Raw genomic sequence first — 17560 nt, forward strand, 5'->3', positions numbered from 1 at the left:
CCTCGCCGGGGCACTCGACTACCGTGCAAGCCTCTGATATCGCCTCGCTTCCCATCCGCCTCGGCGCCGCCCTTCGTGACCGGCGGCTGTTCCATCCCTCAGGGGTGATGGCCGAGGGCGTCCTCGAACGCATCGCGCCCGAGGGTGAAGGCCTTCCGATGAACTCCTGCGACGTCATTGCACGGGTCTCCAAGGGTGTCGGCCTGCCCGGCGCCGCTCCGGACGTCGCCGGTCTGGCATTCCGTATTCCGCCGCCGCCGGATCTGCGGGCATGCGGCCCGTGGGACGTGTTGTTGGCGTCGACGGTCTCCGGGACGCGGGTCGGGCTGGCCCCCGTCTTGTCGTGGTCCGGCGCGACCTTCTCCAGCCTGATGCCGCTTCGGTATCACGACGCCTTGTGGTGGATGCGTGCTCGCCTGGCCACCCGGGTCGACGCACCGGGCCTCTCGCTCGACGCCGTCGAAAAGCAGATCGACGCTACCGGGCTGACGTTCAACATCGACCAGGCTCCGGTCAAGGGCGGGTTCCGCCCGCTGGCCCGGTTGACCCTTCGCCACGTCGACCCGAGCTGTGACGACATCGCGTTCGACCCGGCCCTGCACAGCGATCCCGAGGTCGAGTTGGCCCCGCGCTGGCTCGGCGACTTCCGGCGTTCGGCGTACAAGCGCAGCAGGCAGGGCCGCGACGCCGAGTGATCAGGCCGTAGGCTCCCCGCCGGACTCCGCGACGTCCGGGGCGTTCTCGCGGGTCGCCATGCCGCCGTCGCCGCCCTCGTCCTTCGGCCCCGTGCGCTGCGCCTTGCGCTTGTCGCGCTCGTCGGCGTCGTCGTCGTCGTAGATGCCTTTTCCGGTCGGCATATCGGTCCCTTCTAGTTGGCTGCGGAACGCAGCTTGTCCAGCAGCGGCGCTGCGGCTTCCTTGAGGAACTGCTCTTGACCCTCGTCGCCGATCTGCACGAGCGCGATGTCGGTGAAGCCGGCTTCCCAGTACTTGCTGACGGCCTCGACGATCGCATCGAGATCGGGTCCGCAGGGGATGGATTCGGCCACGTCCTCCGGGCGCACGTATTGCGTTGCACCGTCGAAGCCGGCGGTGGTCGGAAGGTCCGAGTTGACCGCCCACCCACCGCTGAACCACCTGAACTGGTCGTGCGCCCGGCGCACCGCGGCGTCTTTGTCGGTGTCCCAGCAGACCGGGATCTGCCCGACGACGCGCACGTCACCGGGCAGGCCGGTGGCGCGCCTGGCCTCGTGCCACGCATCGACGAGATCCTTGTTCGGTTCGACGGCGATCAGGTGATCCGACAGCGGCGCGAACGTCTCGACCGACCGCTCACCCGAAACCGCGGTGGCGATCGCGACGGGCGTCTCAGGGAGGTCCCACAGGCGTGCGGAGTCGACCTCGAAGTACTCGCCCTTCCAGTCGACGAGATCTCCGGTGAACAGCTCGCGGATGATTTGGATCGCTTCGCGCAGCATCTCCTGGCGGCGCGCCACCGTCGGCCAGCGCTTGCCGACGACGTGCTCGTTGAGGTTCTCACCGCTGCCCAAACCCAGCGTGAAACGGCCGTCGGCGAGGATCTGAAGTGTCGCAGCCTTCTGCGCGACGATTGCCGGGTGGTAGCGCATCGTGGGGCAGGTGACGTAGGTGAACAGCTCGACACGCTCGGTGGCGTAGGCGACCGCGCCCAGCACCGACCACGCGTACGGCGCATGGCCCTGTGCGGACAGCCACGGGAAGTAGTGGTCGGAGGACACCTCGAAGTCGAAGCCCGCCTGTTCGGCCGAAACCGCGTAGCGGACAAGTTCTTTTGGCCCGCTCTGCTCTGTCAACAGGGTGTATCCGAACCGCGTCATGGGTGCGGGGTACCCGAGCCCCACCCCGCGAAAACGAGTGCCCGGCTCGCTACAGCCTGGCCTTCACCGCCGCCGAGAGCCGTGCACCGTCGGCCTTACCGGCCGCGATGGCGGTCGCGGCCTTCATCACCAGCCCCATCTGCTTGGTGCCGGGCCGCTCACCGATCTCCTCGGCGACCTGCGCGATCGCGGTGTCGGCGACGTCGGCCAGTTCGGCTTCGGTCAACGGAGTCGGCAGGTACTCGTCGATGACCTGCGCTTCGGCATGCTCGTTGGCGGCGAGTTCACCGCGCCCGTTCTGTGTGTAGATCTGGGCGGACTCGCCACGTTTCTTGGACTCTCTGGCTAGCACCTTGAGCACCTCGGCGTCGGTCAGCTCGCGCGACTCCTTGCCCGCGACCTCTTCTGTGGTGATGGCTGCGAGCAGCATCCGTAGCGTCGCGGTGCGCAGCTTGTCCTGCGATTTCATCGCCGCCGTCAGATCGCTTCGCAACCGTTCTTTGAGTTCGCCCATGAGCCAAAACTACGCCGCGCTCGACCGCCACGACCGCCCGACGACGTTGTCAATTCGCACCGTCCTCGACAGGATGGTGGCCATGAGCACCGACGCCGGCGGGTCCGGTTTTGCAGGCCCACCGCCGCCGGGCTATCCACCACCGGGGTATCCGCCGCCCGGTTATGCGCCGCCGCCGGGCTACGGCCCGCCGGGCTACGGCCCGCCGGGGTACGGACCGCCGCCGGGGTACGGCCCCGGCTATGGCCATCCGGGTTACGGGCCGCCCGCACTCAAGCCGGGTGTCATCCCCCTTCGCCCACTGACCCTGTCGGACATCTTCAACGGTGCGGTCGCTTATATCCGGGCGAATCCCAAAGCGACGCTCGGGTTGACGACCATCGTGGTGGTCGCCACCCAGCTGATCGCGCTGATCCTGTCCGTCGGCCCGCTCGCTGTCGGCGGGCAACTGATCCCCACCCTCAGCGGTGAGGAGGAGGTGTCGGCGGGCGTACTGGTGAGCACCATGCTGTCGAGCCTCGCCGGATCGGTCGCGACCGGGTTGGCCGCGATTCTGCTGAGCGGTCTGCTCACCGTCGTCGTGGGCAGGGCCGTCTTCGGCTCCGGGATCACCATCGGGCAAGCGTGGCAACGGCTTCGAGGCCGGCTGTGGGCGCTGATCGGCTTCTCCGTTCTGGAGGTCCTCGGCGCGATGCTGTTGATCACTGCCGTGGTCGGCATCATCTTCGGGATCGGGGCCGCGGCGGGTGGCGCGGCCGCGGTGCTCATCGGAATCCCCTTGGTCCTGGCCTTGATCGCGGCGTTGGTGTACCTGGGGACGATGCTTACGTTCACTCCGGTCATCATCGTTCTCGAGCGACTCGGCATCGTCGACGCGGTCAAGCGGTCGTTCGCCTTGATCAAACGGGACTTCTGGCGGGTGCTGGGTATTCGCCTGCTCGCCGTGATCGTCGCGCAACTCGTCGCCGGCGCCGTCGCGTTCCCGTTCAGTCTCGGCGGGCAGATAATCCTGATGGCGGCCACGACCACGACGGCCGCGCTGTTCGCCTTGGTCCTGGTGTCGGTCGGAGGCGCGATCGGCCAGATCATCACCGCACCCTTCAGCGCCGGTGTGGTGGCGCTGCAGTACACCGACGGCCGCATCCGCAGAGAGGCCTTCGACCTGGTGTTGCAGACCGGCGCCGGCTACGGTCCCACCGCCCCGTCCGACTCCACCGACCATCTGTGGCTGACCCGCCAGAACTGACGTGCCGACCATAGACATCGACAGCGATGCCGCGCACGAGGCGGCGCAGCGCGAGCTCGCAAAACCGATATATCCCAAGCCTTCCCTGACCGACCGGATCAGTGAATGGGTCGACGACCTGATCTACCGGCTGGCTGCGGAGGGCTCATCGATACCGGGCGGCTGGGTGACGATCACCGTCCTGCTGATCCTGGTGGCCGTCGGGGTGGTTCTGGCGATCCGGATCGGGCACCGGGCCATGCGAACGGGCCGCGGCCACACCGAGGCGTTGTTCGGCGACCACGATATGACGGCAGCACAGCATCGGGCGACCGCCGAACAGTGCGCAACGGCAGCGGACTGGGCCGCGGCGATCCGGCACCGGCTGCGGGCCGTCGCCCGACAGTTGGAGGAGACCGGTGTGCTCGACCCGGTCCCCGGCCGCACCGCCACCGAGCTTGCTCGTGACGCGGGCCGCCAGCTCCCGCATCTGAGTAATGAACTCGCTGCCGCGGCAACGGCATTCAATGACGTCACGTACGGCGAGATTCCGGGCACCGAGAAGGCCTACCGGCTGGTCGCCGACCTCGACGACCACGTGAGGTCGCGGGCTCCGGTGGCTGCCTCGACCCCTGTCACCCCCGGCGCGTCTGACGGGTGGGCCGAGATCCGATGACGACCGACACCGCCGTGGAGCCGACGCTGCGCACACGATGGCGCGGAGCGCGCTGGGTCGTGCTGGGGTTGGCCGTCATCGTCGCATTCGCCGTACTCAGCGCCTACCTGACCGCACCTCGTCCCGGGGGATGGATGGACCCGAACTCCACCGGGCCGGACGGGGCGCGGGCCTTGATGACGTTGCTGGCCGAAAACGGGGTCGACGTCGTCGAAGCGCCCGACGTGGCCGCGGTGGAGGCGGCCGCGCGGCCCGACACCCTGCTGGTCGTGGTGCAGACCTATCACCTCGTCGACGAGGGAGTGCTCCAGCGTCTTGCGGCGCTCCCGGGTGATCGCCTGCTGGTGCAACCCAATTCGCGTACTCGCGAAGCACTGGCGCCCGAGGTGAAGCTGAGCGGAGCCACCACATTCGGCGGCGGGGAGCGCCCGGACTGCGACCTTCGTGAGGCCACCCGCGCCGGGGCCGTGCAGTTCAGCGTGAGCGACGCCTACGAGGCCGACGGCGACGGCATCGACCTGACCCGCTGTTACGAAGGCGCGCTGGTCCGCTACATCGCCGACGGCCGGGACATCACGCTGGTCGGCGATTCCGGGTTCATGACGAACCGCGGCCTGCCCAAGGCGGGCAATGCGGCGCTCGCGATGAACCTCGCAGGCACGAATCCGCGGATGATCTGGTATGCGCCGCAGTTCACCGAGGGCGAATCCGACGGCGCGGCAAGCTTGTTCGACCTCGCTCCCGAACACGTGGGCTGGATCCTGTGGCAACTGGTCGCAGTGGTGGCGCTGCTGGCGCTCTGGAAGGGCCGCCGCATCGGTCCACTGGTCGCCGAACGCCTGCCCGTGGTCGTGCGAGCCTCCGAAACCGTGGAGGGGCGGGGCCGGCTCTACCGCTCGCGTCGTGCCCGCGACAGTGCGGCAGACGCGTTGCGCACCGCCGCGCTGCAGCGCATGCAGCCCCGCCTCGGCCTTGGCGTCAACCCCGATCCGGCCGCGGTGGTCCAGGCGGTGGCCGCACACAGCGGTGTCCATCCCCAGGCGGTCGCACACACCTTGTTCGGTCCCCCGCCCGGCGACGACGTCGAACTGGTCAACCTCGCACGCGAACTCGACAACATCGAAAGGCAGGTCGCACGCTCGTGACTCAGTCAGGCGGAAACGATTCCGCGCGAACCGCATTGCTGGCGCTGCGCGCCGAGATAGCCAAGGCGGTCGTCGGACAGGACGCCGTGGTCAGCGGACTGGTGATCGCGCTGCTGTGCCGCGGCCACGTTCTCCTGGAGGGGGTACCCGGCGTCGCCAAGACGCTGCTGGTGCGCACGCTGGCCTCGGCACTGCAGCTGGACTTCAAGCGCCTGCAGTTCACGCCCGATCTGATGCCCGGTGATGTCACCGGCTCACTGGTCTACGACGCGCGCACCGCGGAGTTCGAGTTCCGGTCCGGTCCCGTGTTCACCAACCTGCTGCTGGCCGACGAGATCAACCGGACGCCACCCAAGACGCAGGCCGCGCTGCTGGAGGCCATGGAGGAACGCCAGGTCAGCGTGGAGGGGGAAGCCCGTCGCCTGCCGGATCCGTTCATCGTTGCCGCCACCCAGAACCCGATCGAGTACGAGGGCACCTACCAACTGCCCGAGGCACAGCTGGACCGCTTCCTGCTCAAGCTCAACGTGCCGCTGCCGACACGCGAACAGGAGGTTGCGATCCTGAATCGACACGCGCACGGCTTCGACCCACGGGACCTGTCCCATGTGCGGCCCGTCGCGGGAGCGGCGGAGCTGGCGGCTGGGCGGGCCGCCGTGCGCGAAGTGCTGGTCGCCGACGAGGTGCTCGGCTACATCGTCGACATCTGCGCCGCGACAAGGCATTCACCGTCGCTGCAGTTGGGAGTCTCACCGCGCGGGGCGACCGCCCTGTTGGCGACGGCAAGGTCGTGGGCGTGGCTGTCGGGACGCAACTACGTGACTCCCGACGACGTGAAGGCGATGGCCCGTTCCACCCTGCGGCACCGCATCCAACTCCGGCCGGAAGCGGAGTTGGAGGGCGTCACACCCGACGGCGTGCTCGACGGGACGCTCGCGGCAGTGCCGGTGCCGCGCTAGTGATCCTCACCGGGCGCTCCGCGCTGGTCGCACTGGTGTGCGTCCTGCCGATCGCGGTCTCTCCCCGGCCCGCGTCCACGTTCGCCGTCCTGCTCGGTGCGCTCGTCGTACTGATCGCGCTCGACGCCGCCCTGGCGGGCAACACCCGCCGCGTGCGGTTCACCCGGTCCGGTGACACCACCGCCCGGCTTGGCCAAGACGTCACGGCCGTTCTGCACACCGATAACTCCGGCAGCCGGCGCATCAAGGGCGTCGTGCGCGACGCGTGGCCGCCGAGCGCGCGGGCCCATCCCCGTTTCCATCCGGTGAACCTGGCTGCGGGTCAACAACTTCGATTCCACACGACGCTGCGGCCGGTGCGCCGAGGCGACCAGGAGTCGTCCTTGGTCACCGTCCGCGCCACCGGGCCGCTAGGGCTGGCCGGACGGCAGAGCTCGCACCGGGTGCCGTGGCGGATCCGGATTCTGCCGCCGTTCCTGTCCCGCAAGCACCTTCCCTCACGGCTGGCCAAACTTCGTGAGCTGGAAGGCAATACACCTGTCCTGATTCGCGGGCAGGGCACCGAGTTCGACTCGCTGCGCGAATACGTGATCGGCGACGACGTCAGGTCGATCGACTGGCGCGCGTCCGCCCGCCGCGCCGACGTGGTGGTAAGAACGTGGCGCCCGGAACGGGACCAGCGCGTGGTGATCGTGCTCGACACCTCGCGCACGTCGGCGGGCCGCGTCGGCATCGATCCCACCTCGAACGATCCGTCGGGGTGGCCGCGGCTGGACTGGTCGATGGACGCCGCGCTGCTGCTGGCCGCGCTGGCCTCGCGGGCAGGCGACCACGTCGACTTCCTGGCCCACGACCGGGTCACCAGGGCCGCGGTGTTCAACGCCTCGCGTACCGAGCTGCTCGCTCAGCTGGTCGCGGCGATGGCCCCGATCGAGCCGGCGCTGATCGAATCCGATGCGGGGGCGATGGTCGCCGCGGTGCTGCGCCGCGTCCGCAGGCACGCGCTGGTGGTGCTGCTCACCGACCTCAACGCGTCAGCGCTCGACGAGGGCCTGATGAATGTGCTTCCGCAGCTGACGGCCAAGCATGCGGTGCTCGTCGCCGCAGTGGCCGATCCCCGGGTCGAGGCGCTTGCCGCAGGCCGCGCCGACGCCCCGCAGGTCTACGACGCCGCAGCGGCCGAACGGGCGCGCAACGAGCGGCGTGCCATCGCGTCTCGGCTGCGGCGCCGGGGCGTCGATGTGGTCGACGCCGCACCCGAGGAGCTGGCGCCCGCCTTGGCCGACCACTACCTGGCTCTCAAGGCCACCGGCCGCCTCTAACCCACTGGGACGACGTCGGGTGCGTCCTCGACGTCTCCGGTCTCCCCGGCCCGCTCGGCCTTGCGCCCGAAGTAGAAGATGTAGGCCAGGAACGCGATCTCGGCGGCCACACCGATGGCGATGCGCGCGGCGGTCGGCAACGGCGACGGCGTCACGAGCGCCTCGATGAGGCCCGAGACCAGCAGGACCGCCACCAGCCCGCCCGCCACCGCGCCGATCGCACGCCCCTGCTCGGCGAGCACCTGTCCGCGCGGCCGGTCACCCGGTGAGATCACGTTCCAGCCCAGCCGCATACCCGCCCCGGCAGCCAGAAACACCGCGGTCAGTTCGAGCAGCCCGTGCGGTGTGATCAGACCGAGGAAGATGTCGCCTTTGCCCGCACCGAACATCAGTCCCGCCGCCACACCGAGGTTGGCGGCGTTCTGGAACACCACGTAGGGAATCGGAATGCCGAGAAGAATCGCAAAGCCGAGGCATTGCAACGCAATCCACGCGTTGTTCACCCAAACCTGCAGCGCGAACGAGCCCGCCGGGTGCTCGCTGTAGTACGCCGCGAAGTCGTTGTTGACCATCTGGTCGATCTCGTCGGCCGTTCCGATCATGGCCCGCACCTCCGGGCTGCCCGAAACCCACACCGCGATCACGACGGCCACCGCGAAGAACGCGAAGGCCGTGCTCAGCCACCACCACCGCGACCGATAGGCGACGACGGGGAACGACACGGTCCAGAACCGCACGAACTCACGCCACAGCGGGGCGTGCGCGCCCGTCACCGCGGCTCGCGCCTGCGCGACCAGCCCCGAGAGCCGGCCGACGATCACCGGGTCCGCGTTCGCGGTGCGCACGATCGACAGGTGCGTCGACACGCGCTGGTAGAGGTCGACCAGCTCGTCGACCTCGGGACCGGTGAGCTCTCGACGCCGCTTGATCAGGTGCTCGAGCCGGTCCCACGTCGGACGGTGCGCGAGCACGAACGCGTCGACATCCACGCGGTGAATCCTAGTAGCGTTGGCGCTTATGGTCTGGCAGCAGGAACCCGTCGTGACCGGCGACGCGGTGGTCCTCGACGTCCAGATCGCCCAGCTCCCCGTGCGTGCAGTCGCCGCGCTGATCGACATCACCGTGGTGTTCCTGCTCTACCTGATCGGCATCCTGCTCTTCAGCCTGACGCTGACCCAGTTGGACCCTGCGCTGTCGGCGGCCGTGCTGATCATTTTCACCGTGCTCGCCCTGCTCGGATATCCGCTCATTTTCGAGACCGCGACCCGGGGGCGTTCGCTGGGCAAGATGGCGATGGGCCTTCGGGTGGTGTCCGAAGACGGCGGCCCAGAACGGTTCCGGCAGGCGTTCTTCCGCGCGCTGTCCGGCGTGATCGAGATCTGGATGCTGGCCGGTGGTCCGGCGGTGATCAGCAGCCTGGTGTCGGCCAAAGGGAAGCGGCTCGGTGACATCTTCGCGGGCACCATCGTGATCAGTGAGCGCACACCGCGGATGTCGCCTCCCCCGCCGATGCCGCCGCAGTTGGCGTGGTGGGCATCGTCGTTGCAGCTCTCCGGGCTGCAGCCGGAACAGGCCGAGCTGGCGCGCCAGTTCCTCGGTCGCGCAGCGCAATTGCATCCAACGGTGCGCGATCAGATGGCGTACCGCATCACCACCGACGTCGTCGCGCAGATCTCCCCGCCCCCGCCTCCGGGGACACCGCCGCACCTGGTGCTCGCCGCGGTGCTGGCCGAGCGCCACCGCCGCGAACTGGCCCGCCTGCAGGTGACGCCTGCACCGCCGCCATGGCCCGGGCCTCCACCGTCGCCCGGTGGGTATTCATCACCACCGCAGCGGTATTCGGCGCCACCCGATCCCGGCGGCTTCGCACCACCGGGCTGAGGGAGTCCACCCGATATCAACCGGTGATCCAGTTGCCGTGGAAGCCGTAGGGAACCCGTTGCGGTAGCGCGATTCTCGCTACCGGCGGACCGGCGAAGTCGGCGGCATCGATGATGACGAGATCGCTGCCGTCGCGCGCAGGATCGTATACGTAGCCGAGGTACCAGCCGCTGCTCTCGTCGGCGGCACCCGATGACGACGGAACGAACACCGCCTCACCTGGGCCGCCGGGTGCACCGGGGGTCCCGAATGCATGCTCGACCGCGTGGCCCGTGGTCAGGTCGTAGCGCAGCAGACGACCGTCGCCGACCACCACGGTGTAGCGCGCGGGCAGTGTCGCCAGCCGGTCGTCGATGCGCGGGAACTCGACCGGGCGGTCGTCGAGTTGGCGCTCGGTGACGGTGCCGGCCGACAGGTCGATCGTCCACGTCCACAGCACAGCGTCGGCCTCGAAACCATCTGTGCCGCGCCACAACTCGGGATATCGGACCGCCTGCAGCACAATCGAACTCCCGTCGTCGTAGGCGTTGGCGACGTGGAAGACGTAGCAGGGTTCGATGTCGAACCACCGCACCTCGCCGAAGGGGTCATCGCGGCGCAGCACACCGAGGCGGGCGCCGTAGTCGTCGTTCCAGCGGTAGGGCATCTCGTCGTTGCCCTTCATCGCGATGTCGAAGTCGAACACGATCGGCAGATCCATGAACACCACGTGGGAAGCGGTCAGGGCGAAGTCGTGCATCATCGTCAGGGCGGGCACCTCGAGCGGCCGGTTGACCGTCAATTCGCCGTTGGCATCGGCGCGGTGGTAGGTGACATGCGGCGCAAAGATGTTGCCGTATCCGAAGAAGTGCAGTTCGCCGGTCCGCGGGCAGATCTTGGGGTGAGCGGTCATGGAGTCCTGCAGCTTGCCGCCGAAGTCATACGCGCCGACCGTCTCCAAATCGTTGGTGATCTCGTAGGGCAGCGACGATTCCACGAGTGCCAGCGTTTTGCCCGCGTGGTTGACGACGTGGGTGTTGGCCACACTCGAGCGCAGGTTGCGGGTGCCATCGGCGTTGTAAAGTCCGAAGTCCTCGATGAAGCTGTCGGTGCGCACCCAGCGGTTGCGATACCACTTGGCGCGGCCGTCCTCGATACGGACGCCGTGGATCATGCCGTCGCCGGTGAACCAGTGCGCGGCGGCCTGGCGCGGGTTCGGGCCGTTGCGCAGATACCAACCGTCGAGTTCGGCCGGGATGGCGCCCTTTACGGGCAGGTCGTACTCGGTCAGTTCGTCTGCGACGGGCGCATAGTTGCCGCGCCTGAAGAACTCGTCCGCGCCGAAGAGCGTGGATTCCGTCGTCTCGGTCATGGGATCTCCTTGTGTGCAGCGATAGGGCCACACTGACATGTCAATAGTGACCTGTCAATAGTGGATGTACGATTACGCGGTGAGTTTGCGAATCGCCGCGCTGGGCCTGCTCGCCGAGAAGCCGGGCAGCGGATACGACCTGCTGAAGCTCTTCGAGGAATCGCTGGCCAATGTCTGGCCCGCCACCCAGAGCCAGCTCTACGGCGAGCTGAACAAGCTCGCCGATGCCGGGCTGATCGAGGTCGCCGCGATCGGCCCGCGGGGACGCAAGGAGTACCAGATCACCGACGCGGGGCGAGCCGAACTGCGGCGGTGGATCAGCAACCCCCAGGACGATCCGCCTTTTCGCAGTACGAGCCTTCTGCGGGTTTTCCTGCTCGGCGAGATCCCCCGCGAGCAGGCGCGCGCGCAACTGACGGAGATGGCCGAACGTGCCGACGCCGAGGTCAAGCGCCTCGAAGCGCTGCGCGACTCGATCGACTGGGGCGACGACGAGAGGCCGGACTTCGGGCTGGCGGCCCTGGACTACGGACTGCGTATGCACACGATGCACGCGGAGTGGGCCCGTTCGGTGATCGGGCAGATCGACGCCCACATCGGCTAGATCGACTGACCCGAAGAGCCGCCTCGTCGGAATACGCCCGGCGGGCAGGGTGTACGGATTGAGTATGCAAACCTTGCCGCTGGGCACAATCCATGTCGGACGCGTCGGCTTCGGCGCGATGCAACTGCCGGGTCCGGGTGTCTTCGGACCTCCGCGCGATCGCGAGCAGGCGCTGGCCGTGCTGCGTCGGGTGGTCGAGCTCGGTATCAACCACATCGACACCTCGCAGTTCTACGGACCCGACGTCGCCAATGAACTGATTCGCGAGGCGCTGCATCCTTACCCCGCCGATCTCGCTCTGGTCAGCAAGGTGGGTGCTCGCCGCGACGACGTCGGCGCGTGGCTGCCCGCACAGCAGCCCGACGAACTGCGGGCCGACATCGAAAAGAACCTCCGCACGCTCGAGACCGACCGGCTGGCGGCGGTCAACCTGCGCATCCATTCCGACGACCCCACTGCGGCGGCGGCGGTCGACCGGGAGCTGTTCGACCGGCAGCTGACCGCGATGATCAAGGCGCGCGACGAAGGTCTGATCGGCGGCATCGGGTTGAGCGGCGTCGGCGTCGACCATCTGCGGATCGCGCTGGACCGCACCGAGATCGTCTGTGTGCAGAACGCCTACAACCTCATCGACCGCAGCTCGCAGCCGGTGCTCGACGCGTGTATCGAGCGCGGTATCGCGTTCGTGCCGTTCTTCCCGCTGGGCTCGGGCTTCGTCGCCGACAACCCGGTGCTGGGGCATCCGGCGGTCAAGCTGGAGGCCGAAAAGCTCGGGCACACACCGGCCCAGATCGTGCTCGCGTGGACGCTGAACGTCGCACCGAACGTGCTGCTGATCCCCGGCACGTCGTCGGTGGCCCATCTCGAGGAGAACACGGCCGTCGCCGGCATCGAACTCGACGACGAAACCAAACGCGACCTCGACGCCGCCGGCTAATCGACGTCGACCCAGTCCAGCGTGCGCTGCACCGCTTTCTGCCAACCGGCATAACCGGATTCGCGCTGCTCGTCGCTCCACGACGGCGTCCAGCGCTTGCCTTCCTGCCAGTTGGCCCGCAGGTCGTCTGCGTTCTCCCAGAACCCGACCGCCAAGCCGGCGGCATAGGCCGCGCCCAGCGCAGTGGTCTCGGCGACGACGGGCTTGACCACGTCGACACCGAGCACGTCGGCCTGGATCTGCATGCACAGATCGTTGGCGGTGATGCCGCCGTCGACCTTGAGAAGCTCCATGTGCACACCGGAATCGGCTTCCATCGCATCGACGACGTCACGGCTCTGGTAGCAGATCGCCTCCAGTGTCGCGCGGGCCAGGTGCGCGTTCGTGTTGTACCGCGACAGCCCGACGATCGCGCCGCGGGCATCCGAACGCCAGTACGGCGCAAAGAGTCCGGAGAACGCAGGCACGAAGTAGACGCCCCCGTTGTCGTCGACCTGGCGGGCCAGAGACTCGCTCTGCGCCGCGCCGCTGATGATGCCGAGCTGATCACGCAGCCACTGCACGGCCGAACCGGTGACCGCGATCGAACCCTCAAGGGCGTAAACGGGTTTCGCGTCGCCGAACTGGTAGCACACCGTGGTCAACAGCCCGTTGTCCGACCGGACGATCTTCTCGCCGGTGTTGAGAAGAAGGAAATTGCCTGTGCCGTAGGTGTTCTTGGCCTCGCCCGCACTCAGGCACACCTGCCCGACCATGGCCGCCTGCTGGTCGCCGAGCGCTCCGGTCAGCGGCACCTGGCCGGCAAGGGGCCCGTCGTCGCGGGTGATGCCGTAGGACTCCGGGCAGGACGACGGCTTGATCTCCGGCAGCATCTGCCGCGGTATGTCGAAGAACGACAACAACTCGTCGTCCCAGTCGAGCGTTTCCAGGTTCATCAGCATGGTGCGGCTGGCGTTGGTGACGTCGGTGACGTGCACCCCGCCGCGGGTCCCTCCGGTCAGGTTCCACAACACCCACGAGTCCGGAGTCCCGAACAGCGCGTCGCCGTTCTCGGCGTCGCGCCGTACGCCGTCGACGTTCTCCAGAATCCATTGGACCTTGCCCGCCGAGAAGTAGGTCGCAGGCGGCAGGCCGGCCTTGCCGCGGATCACGTCGCCGCGACCGTCGCGGTCCAGTGCCGAGGCGATGCGGTCGGTCCGGGTGTCCTGCCACACGATCGCGTTGTAATACGGTCTGCCGGTCCGCTTGTTCCACACCAGCGCCGTCTCGCGCTGGTTCGTGATGCCGAGCGCGGCGAGGTCGGTCGCCGACAAGTTCGTCTTGTTGAGCGCGGACATGAGGACGGCCGCGGTGCGCTCCCAGATCTCGACGGGATTGTGCTCGACCCACCCGGCTTTCGGCAGGATCTGTTCGTGCTCGAGCTGATGGCGACCGATCTCGGCGCCGCCGTGGTCGAAGATCATGCATCGAGTACTGGTGGTGCCCTGATCGATCGCGGCGATGAACTCGGCGTTTCCGGCCAACTCGCACTCCCCTCTTGCTGCGGTCCGTCGTCCATCATGGACTACATGGCCGAAATGCCCGCCGGGATTGCAGCCGGAACGCTGAGCGCATCCAAGATCGACCGCATGCCGCGCGGCGGACCCGACGCGTCATGCCTGGACCGCCTGTTGCAAACCGATCGGCTCGAGTATCTGGACCGCGCCTCCGACGCGTCGGTCGACGCCGCCCGCAAGCGCAGCGTGATCCGCGCGCTCGAGTGGACCGGAGGATGGTTCGGCAGCACCGAGCGGTTCGCCGAGATCGCCCTCGCCGAGGTCGAGGACGTCGCGGACCCTAAGATCCTCGAACTCGGCGCGGGTCACGGCGCGCTGTCGCGCACGCTGCTCGACTGGCACCCCTCGGCGCGGTTGACCGTCACCGACGTCGACGCGGCGAACGTGACGGCGATGGCCGCCGGCGACCTCGGGCAGAATCCCCGCGCGACCGTCCGTGAGATGGATGCCACGGCGATCGACGCCCCTGATGCCTCGTTCGACCTCGCGGTGTTCGCGCTGTCGTTTCACCACCTGCCGCCGGCCGCGGCGGCGCGGGCGATCTCGGAAGGCACCCGGGTGGCAGCCAAGCTGGTCGTCATCGATCTGCCGCGACCGCCGTCGCCGCTGCATCTGGTGCGCCTGGCGACCATGCTGCCGTTCGTTCCATTGCTGCCGTTCGTACACGACGGCGTGATCAGCTCGCTGCGCTCTTACAGTCCGTCGGCGCTGCGGGCGCTGGCCGCGTATGCCGACCCCGCGATCGCGGTCGAGCTACGCGGCGGATTGTTGAGCCCTCAGGTCGTCGTGGCTCAACGCGGCGCCCCGGATCCGTTGCGACCGAACGGCCAACGCTGATAGCCGAGCTCGATGAAGGCATCGAGCACGTCGTACAGACCCGGATGGCGCGCCAGCAGAGACCCAATCATCCTCACGCCGAGGGTGATACCCGTCTTTTCACTTGTCAAACGTCAATCGGTGCAGGTCAGGTTCGCGGACGGGTGAACCGATGTAGAAGCCACGCAACCGGAATCGTCAGTATCAGTGTCACGACGAACAACACCACCACCGAACCGGTGTACACCCGCCACTGCAGCACCGACACCATCGCGATCTCCATCACGATCACGTGCAGCAGGAAGATCTCGTAGGAGATCTCACCGAGCCACACCATCGGCCTGCTGCTGAGTAGCCCTGCGTACCAGCCCGTGTCACCGAGGGCCAGCGGCGCGACAACCAGCGTCGCGATCGCCGCGTAGAACATCACCTTGGCGATGTCCTCTCCGAGATCGAGCGCAGGAGCGTCGATGCGCCCGGCGATCGGCGTCGACACCACCAGGTACGCCGCCATCGCCAGCGGCAGTGCGACCACTGCATAACACCGAAAACCGGTGCGCGCCAGCACGCTGAGGGCCATACCGCCCACGAACCACACGAGGTAGTGCGGAAGCCACAACCCCGCGCCGTTGGGCAGCCAGTCCGTTGTGTGGATGACCAAGAGCCACAGCGGGCTCAGCGCACCCAGCGCCGCCAGCGCGGCCAGCAGTACACCGGGGCGCCACTTACGCCGGCACAGGATGATCAGCAGTAGGTAGGCCAGCACCGGCAGCGCCGCGTAGAACGCCACTTCGACCGCGAGACTCCACATCTGGGTCAACCCCTGATGCATGTATGCCGTGATGTACTCGCGGCTGTAGATCTGGGTGAGCGTGAGGTTGCGGAACAGGCCGTGCCAGCTGTGGCCGGGATTGGGCTCGATGGGCCGGAACTCGTACAGCGCGAACGCCAGCAACACCGTCACCGCATAGGCCGGCATGATGCGCCGCACCCGATTTCGGGCGTACCGGCGTATCGGTGGCGGCGCGGCACCCGTCGCCGTCGCGCGCACCCATCCGTTGAACAATAGAAACCCCGACAGTACGAAGAAGATCGCGACGCCGATCTCCATACGTGCGAACATCAGCCCGACGTATCCGCGGTTGTAGGCGCTGGTGCCGTACGCGGCATGGGTGGCCATGACCAGCAATGCGGCGACGGCTCGAATACCGGTGAGCGATGCGACGCGGTCGACCCGCGAGACCTGTTCCAGGCCTCCTTGGTCGACGTCGCTCGGGGCCGAGCTCACCCGGCCAGTATGCCGGTCAGGCGCGGCCTCAGGCGGCCATCACCACGCGTTCGTTCGGCACGCAGTGCGTCATCTTCAACCCCTCGACATCACGCGGGCCGTTCTTGCCGAGGTTCTGTCGGCGCTTTCCTCGTCCTATGAAAGAGTCTGGGATTTCAGCGGTTCCAGGTCGCGCACATCGTCGACCGAGATCCCGAGGCCTTCGCCGACCCGGAGGCCGAGTTCGTCGTCGCACATGAAGAAGTGCCACACCATCCGCTCCTGCACTTCACGGGTGGCCTCGGAGATGTTGGTGACGAAATTGGCGACCCGGTCGTCTTTCTCCCACTGCTCCATCAACTGGTAGCGCTGGCCGGCCTGCTCGTAGTCGTTGGTGCGCGAAATGCGTTTGCGCGTCAGGCGCCCCGAGATCTCCAGGCCCACGTCGTCGCTAACCTCGCCGCCTACCCACCGGCGCCGGCATCAAACCGTGACCGAGGAACCGCGCTCCAACTCGATGATCCGGTCGGGCAGGCCGCGGCGCTTCATCTCGTCGACGAAGTCGGACAGCGGGGACGCGAACACCCCGTAGTCGTCGAAATGCACCGGGATCATCTTGGGAAGGTTCAGCAGTTCGACCACGTCGGCGCCCTGTTGTCCGTCCATCGTCACGGTCAGCCCGAACGGCAGGTGCCTGCCGAACGGCAGCCGGGTACCGCCCAGGTGCAGCACGCCGACGTCGATCGATTCGAATCGAACTGGTATTTCCCGTAGTTCGTCGACGAGTAGGGTGTCGCCGGAGACGTAGAGCCTGCGGCGGGCAGTGCCGTCGGAGAACTCGATCATGCTGCCCATCACCGGCGGCAGGAACCGGTCGACCGGAGTGGGCGCGTGCCGACCCGGCAGCGAGGTGACGGTGACGCTCACCGTCCCCTTGGTGATCGTGTGCTGCTGCCAGGTGTCGAGCGCCAGCGACCGGCCGAACCCGCGATGGGTCAGCCGTTTGGCGGCGTGCGGAGTGGTCACGATCGGGAGATCGTGGTCGAGACGGCTCTGCGTCACGCGGTCCCAGTGGTCGCCGTGCATATGCGACAGCACCACCGCGTCGAGGGCCGGCAACTGTTCGATGTCCAGCGCCGGTCCTTTGAGCCGCTTGGACAGCAGCCCGTACCCGAGGTAGGCGTGCTGCCCCTGGTGCAGGAAGTTCGGGTCGGTCAACAGGGTGATTCCGCCGCCGGCGATCAGCGTGGTGGCGGTGCCGATGAAGGTGACGGTGACGTCCATCTGCCTCACCTACCCACCGCGGCGCCGTTTATGCGCGCCGCATCTCCCGCGAGTGACCGCACAATGCTCGCGAATCGCGGCATGTCCAGGTACAGACACCTTCGTAAGTGGTGTTTGTCAATGGTGGTTGGGGTGGCCTGCGCCGGTCCTGGTCTCAACGTAGTGCGT

The 17560-nt window shown here is 67.7% G+C and carries 19 protein-coding genes; 10 read left to right on the plus strand and 9 right to left on the minus strand.

The window, feature by feature from the left end; translation table 11 throughout:
- Nucleotides 1–23: 23 nt before the first annotated feature.
- Nucleotides 24–695, plus strand: coding sequence for a hypothetical protein (locus tag AU192_RS20530; RefSeq protein WP_064399342.1), 672 nt, complete (start codon nt 24–26; stop codon nt 693–695).
- Here AU192_RS20530 and AU192_RS25750 read toward each other — a convergent pair whose 3' ends face one another.
- Genes AU192_RS25750 through AU192_RS20540 form a run of 3 tightly spaced genes read right to left on the minus strand, consistent with a single transcriptional unit; the run spans nt 696 to nt 2369 of the window.
- Complete coding sequence (locus tag AU192_RS25750; protein WP_164674022.1) at nt 696–857, minus strand: hypothetical protein; 162 nt, start codon at nt 855–857, stop codon at nt 696–698.
- An 11-nt stretch (nt 858–868) separates the two neighbouring features.
- Nucleotides 869–1855, minus strand: a complete 987-nt coding sequence (locus tag AU192_RS20535) for an LLM class F420-dependent oxidoreductase (protein ID WP_064399343.1) — start codon at nt 1853–1855, stop codon at nt 869–871.
- 49 nt (nt 1856–1904) lie between these two features.
- A complete protein-coding gene (locus AU192_RS20540) occupies nt 1905–2369 on the minus strand; it encodes a GatB/YqeY domain-containing protein (protein ID WP_064399344.1) in 465 nt (154 codons plus the stop codon).
- 82 nt (nt 2370–2451) lie between these two features.
- On the opposite strand from AU192_RS20540, the gene AU192_RS20545 reads away from it, so the two are divergent.
- Genes AU192_RS20545 through AU192_RS20565 form a run of 5 tightly spaced genes read left to right on the plus strand, consistent with a single transcriptional unit; the run spans nt 2452 to nt 7696 of the window.
- A complete protein-coding gene (locus AU192_RS20545; RefSeq protein ID WP_207544965.1) occupies nt 2452–3615 on the plus strand; it encodes a hypothetical protein in 1164 nt (387 codons plus the stop codon).
- Nucleotide 3616: 1 nt separating this feature from the next.
- A complete protein-coding gene (locus AU192_RS20550) occupies nt 3617–4270 on the plus strand; it encodes a DUF4129 domain-containing protein (RefSeq protein WP_064399345.1) in 654 nt (217 codons plus the stop codon).
- The gene (locus AU192_RS20555) at nt 4267–5415 is read left to right on the plus strand and encodes a DUF4350 domain-containing protein (protein ID WP_064399346.1); all 1149 of its coding nucleotides are present in this window, start codon (nt 4267–4269) and stop codon (nt 5413–5415) included. Before AU192_RS20550 ends, AU192_RS20555 begins: the two co-directional genes overlap by 4 nt.
- Nucleotides 5412–6374, plus strand: a complete 963-nt coding sequence (locus tag AU192_RS20560) for an AAA family ATPase (protein WP_064399347.1) — start codon at nt 5412–5414, stop codon at nt 6372–6374. Before AU192_RS20555 ends, AU192_RS20560 begins: the two co-directional genes overlap by 4 nt.
- Nucleotides 6374–7696: a DUF58 domain-containing protein gene (locus AU192_RS20565; RefSeq protein WP_064399348.1), complete on the plus strand. Its 1323-nt coding sequence runs from the start codon at nt 6374–6376 to the stop codon at nt 7694–7696. Before AU192_RS20560 ends, AU192_RS20565 begins: the two co-directional genes overlap by 1 nt.
- Here the strand turns inward: AU192_RS20565 and AU192_RS20570 are convergent.
- The gene (locus AU192_RS20570) at nt 7693–8685 is read right to left on the minus strand and encodes a stage II sporulation protein M (RefSeq protein ID WP_064399349.1); all 993 of its coding nucleotides are present in this window, start codon (nt 8683–8685) and stop codon (nt 7693–7695) included. The genes AU192_RS20565 and AU192_RS20570 overlap by 4 nt on opposite strands.
- Before the next feature lie 28 nt (nt 8686–8713).
- Between AU192_RS20570 and AU192_RS20575 the strand changes: the two genes are divergently transcribed.
- Nucleotides 8714–9577 (plus strand): RDD family protein, encoded by an 864-nt coding sequence (locus tag AU192_RS20575; RefSeq protein WP_064399350.1) that lies wholly within the window; start codon nt 8714–8716, stop codon nt 9575–9577.
- Between the two features lie 16 nt (nt 9578–9593).
- On the opposite strand, the gene AU192_RS20580 is transcribed toward AU192_RS20575, so the two are convergent.
- Nucleotides 9594–10928 (minus strand): carotenoid oxygenase family protein, encoded by a 1335-nt coding sequence (locus tag AU192_RS20580; RefSeq protein ID WP_064399351.1) that lies wholly within the window; start codon nt 10926–10928, stop codon nt 9594–9596.
- A 79-nt stretch (nt 10929–11007) separates the two neighbouring features.
- Between AU192_RS20580 and AU192_RS20585 the strand changes: the two genes are divergently transcribed.
- Both AU192_RS20585 and AU192_RS20590 read left to right on the plus strand, forming a co-directional pair.
- The gene (locus tag AU192_RS20585) at nt 11008–11532 is read left to right on the plus strand and encodes a PadR family transcriptional regulator (RefSeq protein WP_082695090.1); all 525 of its coding nucleotides are present in this window, start codon (nt 11008–11010) and stop codon (nt 11530–11532) included.
- A 64-nt stretch (nt 11533–11596) separates the two neighbouring features.
- Nucleotides 11597–12469: an oxidoreductase gene (locus AU192_RS20590; protein WP_064399353.1), complete on the plus strand. Its 873-nt coding sequence runs from the start codon at nt 11597–11599 to the stop codon at nt 12467–12469.
- On the opposite strand, the gene glpK is transcribed toward AU192_RS20590, so the two are convergent.
- A complete protein-coding gene (gene glpK, locus AU192_RS20595; RefSeq protein WP_064399354.1) occupies nt 12466–13932 on the minus strand; it encodes a glycerol kinase GlpK in 1467 nt (488 codons plus the stop codon). The two genes, AU192_RS20590 and glpK, sit on opposite strands and share 4 nt — an antisense overlap.
- 96 nt (nt 13933–14028) lie before the next feature.
- Between glpK and AU192_RS20600 the strand changes: the two genes are divergently transcribed.
- Nucleotides 14029–14862 carry a class I SAM-dependent methyltransferase gene (locus AU192_RS20600; RefSeq protein WP_165593328.1) on the plus strand — a complete coding sequence of 278 codons (834 nt, stop codon included), beginning with the start codon at nt 14029–14031 and terminating at the stop codon, nt 14860–14862.
- 127 nt (nt 14863–14989) lie between these two features.
- Here the strand turns inward: AU192_RS20600 and AU192_RS20605 are convergent, their stop codons facing one another.
- The 3 genes from AU192_RS20605 to AU192_RS20615 all read right to left on the minus strand — a co-directional run bounded on the left by AU192_RS20605 (nt 14990) and on the right by AU192_RS20615 (nt 17392).
- Entirely contained in the window at nt 14990–16129 is a 1140-nt protein-coding gene (locus tag AU192_RS20605) for an acyltransferase family protein (RefSeq protein WP_064399355.1), read from the minus strand.
- Nucleotides 16130–16264: 135 nt separating this feature from the next.
- A complete protein-coding gene (locus AU192_RS20610; protein WP_064399356.1) occupies nt 16265–16552 on the minus strand; it encodes a catalase-related domain-containing protein in 288 nt (95 codons plus the stop codon).
- Nucleotides 16553–16591: 39 nt separating this feature from the next.
- The gene (locus tag AU192_RS20615; RefSeq protein ID WP_064399357.1) at nt 16592–17392 is read right to left on the minus strand and encodes an MBL fold metallo-hydrolase; all 801 of its coding nucleotides are present in this window, start codon (nt 17390–17392) and stop codon (nt 16592–16594) included.
- Nucleotides 17393–17560 lie beyond the last annotated feature (168 nt).

The sequence above is a fragment of the Mycobacterium lehmannii genome, assembly GCF_001499925.1.
Classification (GTDB): Bacteria; Actinomycetota; Actinomycetes; order Mycobacteriales; family Mycobacteriaceae; genus Mycobacterium; species Mycobacterium lehmannii.

Coding starts and splice junctions, on each gene's coding strand:
- AU192_RS25750 (WP_164674022.1), bottom strand. CDS start 857: ATGCCGACCGGAAAAGGCATCTACGACGACGACGACGCCGACGAGCGC.
- AU192_RS20535 (WP_064399343.1), bottom strand. CDS start 1,855: ATGACGCGGTTCGGATACACCCTGTTGACAGAGCAGAGCGGGCCAAAA.
- AU192_RS20540 (WP_064399344.1), bottom strand. CDS start 2,369: ATGGGCGAACTCAAAGAACGGTTGCGAAGCGATCTGACGGCGGCGATG.
- AU192_RS20545 (WP_207544965.1), top strand. CDS start 2,452: ATGAGCACCGACGCCGGCGGGTCCGGTTTTGCAGGCCCACCGCCGCCG.
- AU192_RS20555 (WP_064399346.1), top strand. CDS start 4,267: ATGACGACCGACACCGCCGTGGAGCCGACGCTGCGCACACGATGGCGC.
- AU192_RS20575 (WP_064399350.1), top strand. CDS start 8,714: ATGGTCTGGCAGCAGGAACCCGTCGTGACCGGCGACGCGGTGGTCCTC.
- AU192_RS20580 (WP_064399351.1), bottom strand. CDS start 10,928: ATGACCGAGACGACGGAATCCACGCTCTTCGGCGCGGACGAGTTCTTC.
- AU192_RS20590 (WP_064399353.1), top strand. CDS start 11,597: ATGCAAACCTTGCCGCTGGGCACAATCCATGTCGGACGCGTCGGCTTC.
- glpK (WP_064399354.1), bottom strand. CDS start 13,932: ATGATCTTCGACCACGGCGGCGCCGAGATCGGTCGCCATCAGCTCGAG.
- AU192_RS20600 (WP_165593328.1), top strand. CDS start 14,029: ATGGACTACATGGCCGAAATGCCCGCCGGGATTGCAGCCGGAACGCTG.
- AU192_RS20615 (WP_064399357.1), bottom strand. CDS start 17,392: ATGGACGTCACCGTCACCTTCATCGGCACCGCCACCACGCTGATCGCC.